Genomic DNA, 5,065 nt, shown 5'->3' on the forward strand with positions numbered 1-5,065 from the left:
GCCCGGACCAGCAGCGCCAGCAGATCCCGGCGGTCCGGCAGCGCCGGGTCCCGGCGGGCGGCGGCGATCTGCTCGCCGAGGAAGTCGTGGATGGTCGCCAGGTCCCGGATCTCGCGCGTCCAGGGCCAGAGTCGGCGCAGCGCGGGGATGGCCAGCCCGATCATCATCACCGGACCGGCATCGACCGCCCGGGCCACCACCGGACGCATCTCGTCCAGACGCGCGGGGTCCGTCACGCCGAACACCACCCGCAGAATGACCTCCAGCGTGAGCTCGTTGAGGAGGATGTGGGCGCGGATCCGACCCGAGCGGGGCCACCTGCCCAGCTGCTCCGCCGTCACCTCCTCGACCAGGGTGCGGTAGCCGGCGATCTCCCGCCGGCCGAACGCGGGCGCCAGGAGCCGCCGGGCCCGGGCGTGCGCGTCACCGTCCTGGAGGAGCAGCGAGTCCCCGCCGAGGAGCGGCCGGAGCAACTCGTTGCCCTTGCCGGCGTGGAAGACCGACGGCGAGCCCGCGAACACGTCCTTGAGGTCCGCCGGATCGGCCAGCGCGACCACCGTCCGCCCCCTGGGCATCAGCTCGAGCCGGAACGGCACCCCGTATCGCCGCGCGGCCGCGGGGAAGACCACGGTGGGGGCCGACAGGGTGAGCAGGGCCTGCACCAGACCGGGCAGTCGCGGTCCGGGGGGAACTTCGGCGGTCATGGCCACACCGTACGAGCCGAACGGTGGCGCCGCAGCCCGACCGGCGAGGCCCGGCCGACCGCCGGGGCCACCCCGCCGCGCCACCGGGCGGTCGCCGGACGTTCACCGGGATCTCTTCGTGGGGGTCACCGTCGGGGTCTACCGTGGTCCGCATGGCCCTGTTCCCCGTGGACCTGGACTCGACACCCGACACCATCGCCGCCCTCCTCGCCGTGGACGCCGCCGTCCGCGCCGCCGTGGGGGTGGAGCCGTGCCCGCCCTCCGCCGCGGCCCTGCACTGGGCGGGCGACGACGGCGAGTGGATGGCGCTCTTGCGGCCCGGCGAGGGGCGCGCGCTCGTCGTCGGCCGCCACCCCGAGTTCTCGCTCACCGAGGACGGCGGGAGCGCGGGCGAGACGGGCAGCGACCTCGTGGGGGACGCCCCGGGCTGGTGGCGGCGCGGCGTCGAATACGCCGGGTCCCACGGTGACCACCCGGGCTTCCTCTACGGCTGGGACGGCGCCGGGTGGTGGCGGCTCGACCAACCTGCCGACGACGGGTTCGATCCCGAACTCTTCCCCGTCACGCGGTCGGCGCTGCGGGACATCATCGACCGACTGGCCGACGACACCCTGCTCGACGCCCCCGCAGCGGATGCCGTCGACCGCCTCATCACCGCCGGTTCCGGACTGCGCACCTCGGACCTGGCCGCCGTCCTCCACGCCCCCGACGGGTGGCCGGAGGTCGACCTCGACGCCGGCGTCCGCGCCGCACGGGAGTTCGGCGCCACGGTTCCGGCCTGAGTCGCGCCCCGTGGGTCGGGAACGCGCTGGTAAGGATAGGCTTCCGACGCTTGCCGCGTCGCGGTCCGACTCCTACCGTGAGCGCATGGACGCCCCCGGATCCGCCCCCCACCTCGCCGCCGAACCGCACGACGCGTCGGTCGGCGACCGGCTCAACTGGCTCCGCGCGGCCGTCCTCGGGGCGAACGACGGCCTGCTCTCCACCGCCGGACTCGTGATGGGGGTCGCGGCGGCCACCACCGACCGCTCCGCCCTCATGGTCGCGGGGATCGCCGGGCTGTCCGCCGGCGCCTTCTCCATGGCCGTCGGCGAGTACGTGTCGGTGAGCACGCAGCGCGACACGGAGGAGGCCCTCATCGCCAAGGAGCGCCGCGAGCTGGCGGAGGAGCCGGAGGCCGAGTTCGAGGAGCTGGTGGGGCTCTACGCCGCCAAGGGGCTCAGCCAGGACACGGCCCGGTTGGTGGCCACCGAGCTCCACGCCGTCGATCCGCTCGCGGCGCACCTCGACGCCGAACTGGGCATCGACCAGGAGTCCCTGACCAACCCGATGCACGCGGCCATCTCCTCCGCCATCGCGTTCACCCTCGGGGCGATCATCCCGCTCCTCGCGATCCTCGCGCCCGCGTCCCTGCGGGTGCCCACGATCGCCGTGCTCACCTTTGTCGGTCTGGCGATCGCGGGCTACGTGTCCGCTCGGCTCGGTGACGCGGATCGGGGCAAGGCCGTCCGCCGGCTCCTCCTGGGCGGACTCGCGGCCATGGTCGCGACGTACGGGATCGGTACTCTCCTGGGCACCGCCGTCGTCTGACCAGTGGCGGCGGCGCACGCCTGCGCCGCCGGGTGGAACTCTGTCACCATGGTCCGGTGAGAAGACTCGGCTACGTCGCGGTCAAGCGCCTCGCGCTCGAGACCCTCGGGTGGACGCTCGTCGTGCTCGGGATCGCCGCGCTGTTCCTGCCCGGCCCCGGACTGCTCATGCTGTTCGGCGGCATGGTGGTGCTCTCCCAGCAGTACACGTGGTTCGAGAAGCGGGTCGACCCCGTCAAGCGGCTGGCCCTGGAGGGCGCGTCCCGCGGCGTGCAGACGTGGCCGCGGCTCGCGGCGTCGGCGATCGGGGTGACCTGGCTCATCGGGCTGGGCGTGTTCTGGGGTGAGCACCCCCCGGCACCCGCCTGGTGGCCCTTCTCCGGCGACCTGTGGTTCTTCGGCGGCTGGGGAACCGGCGGGAGCCTGATCGCGTCGGGGCTGATCGGCCTGGCGTTGCTGGTCTACTCGATCCGCCGGTTCCGCGGCACGCCGTACGACCACGAGGCGGAGGTGGCGCGCGAGCGCGAACGCCACGCCGCCCGGAGGCGGGAGAAGGACGAGCGCCGTCGGGCCCGACACGGCGTCACGCCGGTCTGATCCTCACGCCAGGCTGAACGTCTCCTCGCCGCCCACCTGGACCATCCGCTCCTCACCGGCCACCCGGACCCGGACCGGGACCGAGTCGATCACCCCGTCGCGGTGTTTCACCGTGACCCGGTCCCGCATGATCGTCACGGTGAGCGGCGACCGCAGGTAGGTCATGTTGAACGCGAACCCGTCGACGGCCGCCGGCAGGTTGGGGTCGAGCAGCAGCATGCCGTCGCTGACCCGCATGCCCGCGTAGAACCGCTGGATGAGGTCGACCGTCCCGGACATGACCCCCATGTGGATGCCCTCGCGGGTGGTGCCGCCCTGGATGTCGTTGACGTCGCTGCCCAGCGCCACCTTGAACCGGTCCCAGGAGGCGTCCGGGTCGAAGCGGGCGAGCACGCCGGCGTGCGTGATGTAGGACAGGGTCGAGCCGTGCGAGGTCCGCCGGTCGTAGTACTCGATGGTGCGCTCGGCGGAGTCGTCCGCGAACTCGTACCCGAGGCGCTCGACCACCCGCTTGAGTTCCGGGTCGCTGAAGAGGAAGAAGAGCATCACGACGTCGGCCTGCTTGGCCAGCTTGTAGCGGTCGGGGGTGTCCCCCTCGGCCTTGAGGATCCGGTCGAGTCGCTGGATGTCCCCGTATTTGGCGCGGTACCCGTCCCAGTCCAGCTCCTCGAGGTCCTCGTAGCCCTCGAACTGGCTGATGATCCCGTCGTGGAACGGGACGAACATCTTGCGGCTCATGTCCTTCCACCGCACGATCTCCTCGTCGCGGAGCTCGAGCTGCGCCCGCACCGACTTGGCCCGGGGTTCGGGCAGGAGTTCCAGCAGGTGCGCCGCGATGTCGCAGATCCACGCCACGAAGATGTTGGTGTACGCGTTGTTGCGCAACCCGCTCTCGGACGCGCCCGGGTACTTCTCGTGGTACTCGTCCGGCCCCATCACCCCGTGGATCTCGTACCTGTCCCGCTCGGGTGAGTAGTGGGCGATGGACGCCCAGAACCGGGCGATACCGAGCATGAGCACCGCGCCCCGGTACTCGAGGAACATCGTGTCCTCGGTGAGGGTGACGTACTGCCAGACGTTGTAGAAGATGGCGGCGCTCACGTGGCGCTGGTTGTGCGAGAGGTCCTCGTCCCACCGCCCGGACATCGGGTTGAGGTGGAGTTCCTGGGTCTCCTCGGTGCCGAGCGACGCGCTCTGCCACGGGAACATGAACCCCTCGTACCCCACCGCCTTCGCCGCTGAGCGGGCCTCCGCGACCCGGCGGTACCGGTACATGAGCAGGCCGCGGGTGACGTCCGGGGTGCGGAAGGTGAGGAACGGGTAGACGAACAGCTCGTCCCAGAAGACGTGCCCGCGGTAGGCCTCCCCGTTGATCCCGCGGGCGGGCACCCCGGCGTCCAGGTCCGCGGTGTTGTGCGAGCAGGTCTGCAGGATGTGGCAGATGTGGATCCGGAGGAGGTGCTGCGCCTCGTCGTCACCGAACACCCGCATGTCGCAGGCCCGCCACAGTCGGGCCCAGGACGCGCTGTGGTGGTCGTAGGCGGCCTCGAAGGAGCGGGAACGGGCCACGGACCGGTGGGCGCGCACGATCGTGTCCCCGGTGGCGGGGTCCCGCGAGGTGAACATCGAGACCGCCTTCTCGATGGTGACGGGGACACCCCGCTCGAGGTCCAGGTGCAGGGTCTGCTGGACGTAGTCGGTCGTCCCGAAGTCCGACCGGGGGACGTCGACCTCGCGCCCGTCGACCCGGACGAGCGTGCGGGCGGCGACGCCGACGATCACCTCGGACTGCCGGGTGACCGACTTGAGGGCCAGGACCGCGGGTTCCGGGACCATGGTGCTCCCGGGGCGCAGGTGATCGCTCTCCAGCTGGCGGTAGCGGGGCACGCCCCCGTTGACGACCCGGCCGTCGAGCGCGGTGACCACCTCGGCCTCCCCCGACCAGTTCAGCGGCGTGAGGGTCCACTCGAGGTACGCGTGGTGCATGGAGGTCATCGACACGAACCGGCGGCTGACCAGCGCCGTCTCCCGGCCCTCCTTGTCCCGGAACCGGAGCCGCCTGGTGAGCAGGGCCGTCCGCAGATCGAGTTCGTGGTGGTAGTCCAGGAGCTCGAGCTCCGCCAGCCGGAGCACCTCCGCCCCGCCGATCCGGAGCTTGAGCGGCAGCCAGTTGGG

General features: G+C 71.9%; 5 protein-coding genes. 3 read left to right on the forward strand and 2 right to left on the reverse strand.

Annotation, left to right across the window (positions count from 1 at the left end; all coding sequences use genetic code 11):
• Positions 1–704: cytochrome P450 (locus B4M60_RS00160; protein WP_291079342.1), on the reverse strand; the 704-nt coding region annotated here is incomplete at its 3' end.
• A gap of 152 nt (positions 705–856) precedes the next feature.
• On the opposite strand from B4M60_RS00160, the gene B4M60_RS00165 reads away from it, so the two are divergent.
• From B4M60_RS00165 to B4M60_RS00175, 3 genes are all read left to right on the forward strand, one after another.
• Positions 857–1,486, forward strand: a complete 630-nt coding sequence (locus tag B4M60_RS00165; RefSeq protein WP_291079343.1) for a hypothetical protein — start codon at positions 857–859, stop codon at positions 1,484–1,486.
• A gap of 85 nt (positions 1,487–1,571) precedes the next feature.
• A complete protein-coding gene (locus tag B4M60_RS00170) occupies positions 1,572–2,294 on the forward strand; it encodes a VIT1/CCC1 transporter family protein (protein ID WP_291079344.1) in 723 nt (240 codons plus the stop codon).
• A gap of 56 nt (positions 2,295–2,350) precedes the next feature.
• The gene (locus B4M60_RS00175; protein ID WP_291079345.1) at positions 2,351–2,890 is read left to right on the forward strand and encodes a PGPGW domain-containing protein; all 540 of its coding nucleotides are present in this window, start codon (positions 2,351–2,353) and stop codon (positions 2,888–2,890) included.
• A gap of 3 nt (positions 2,891–2,893) precedes the next feature.
• Here the strand turns inward: B4M60_RS00175 and B4M60_RS00180 are convergent.
• A partial coding sequence (locus B4M60_RS00180; protein ID WP_291079346.1) for a glycoside hydrolase family 65 protein occupies positions 2,894–5,065 on the reverse strand: 2,172 nt, incomplete at its 5' end.

The sequence above is a fragment of the Dietzia sp. UBA5065 genome (assembly GCA_002415925.1).
Lineage (GTDB): Bacteria > Actinomycetota > Actinomycetes > Mycobacteriales > Mycobacteriaceae > Dietzia.

What these genes read in the sequence shown, in the direction of transcription:
- B4M60_RS00165 (WP_291079343.1), top strand. Translation starts at nt 857, where the DNA reads ATGGCCCTGTTCCCCGTGGACCTGGACTCGACACCCGACACCATCGCC.
- B4M60_RS00170 (WP_291079344.1), top strand. Translation starts at nt 1,572, where the DNA reads ATGGACGCCCCCGGATCCGCCCCCCACCTCGCCGCCGAACCGCACGAC.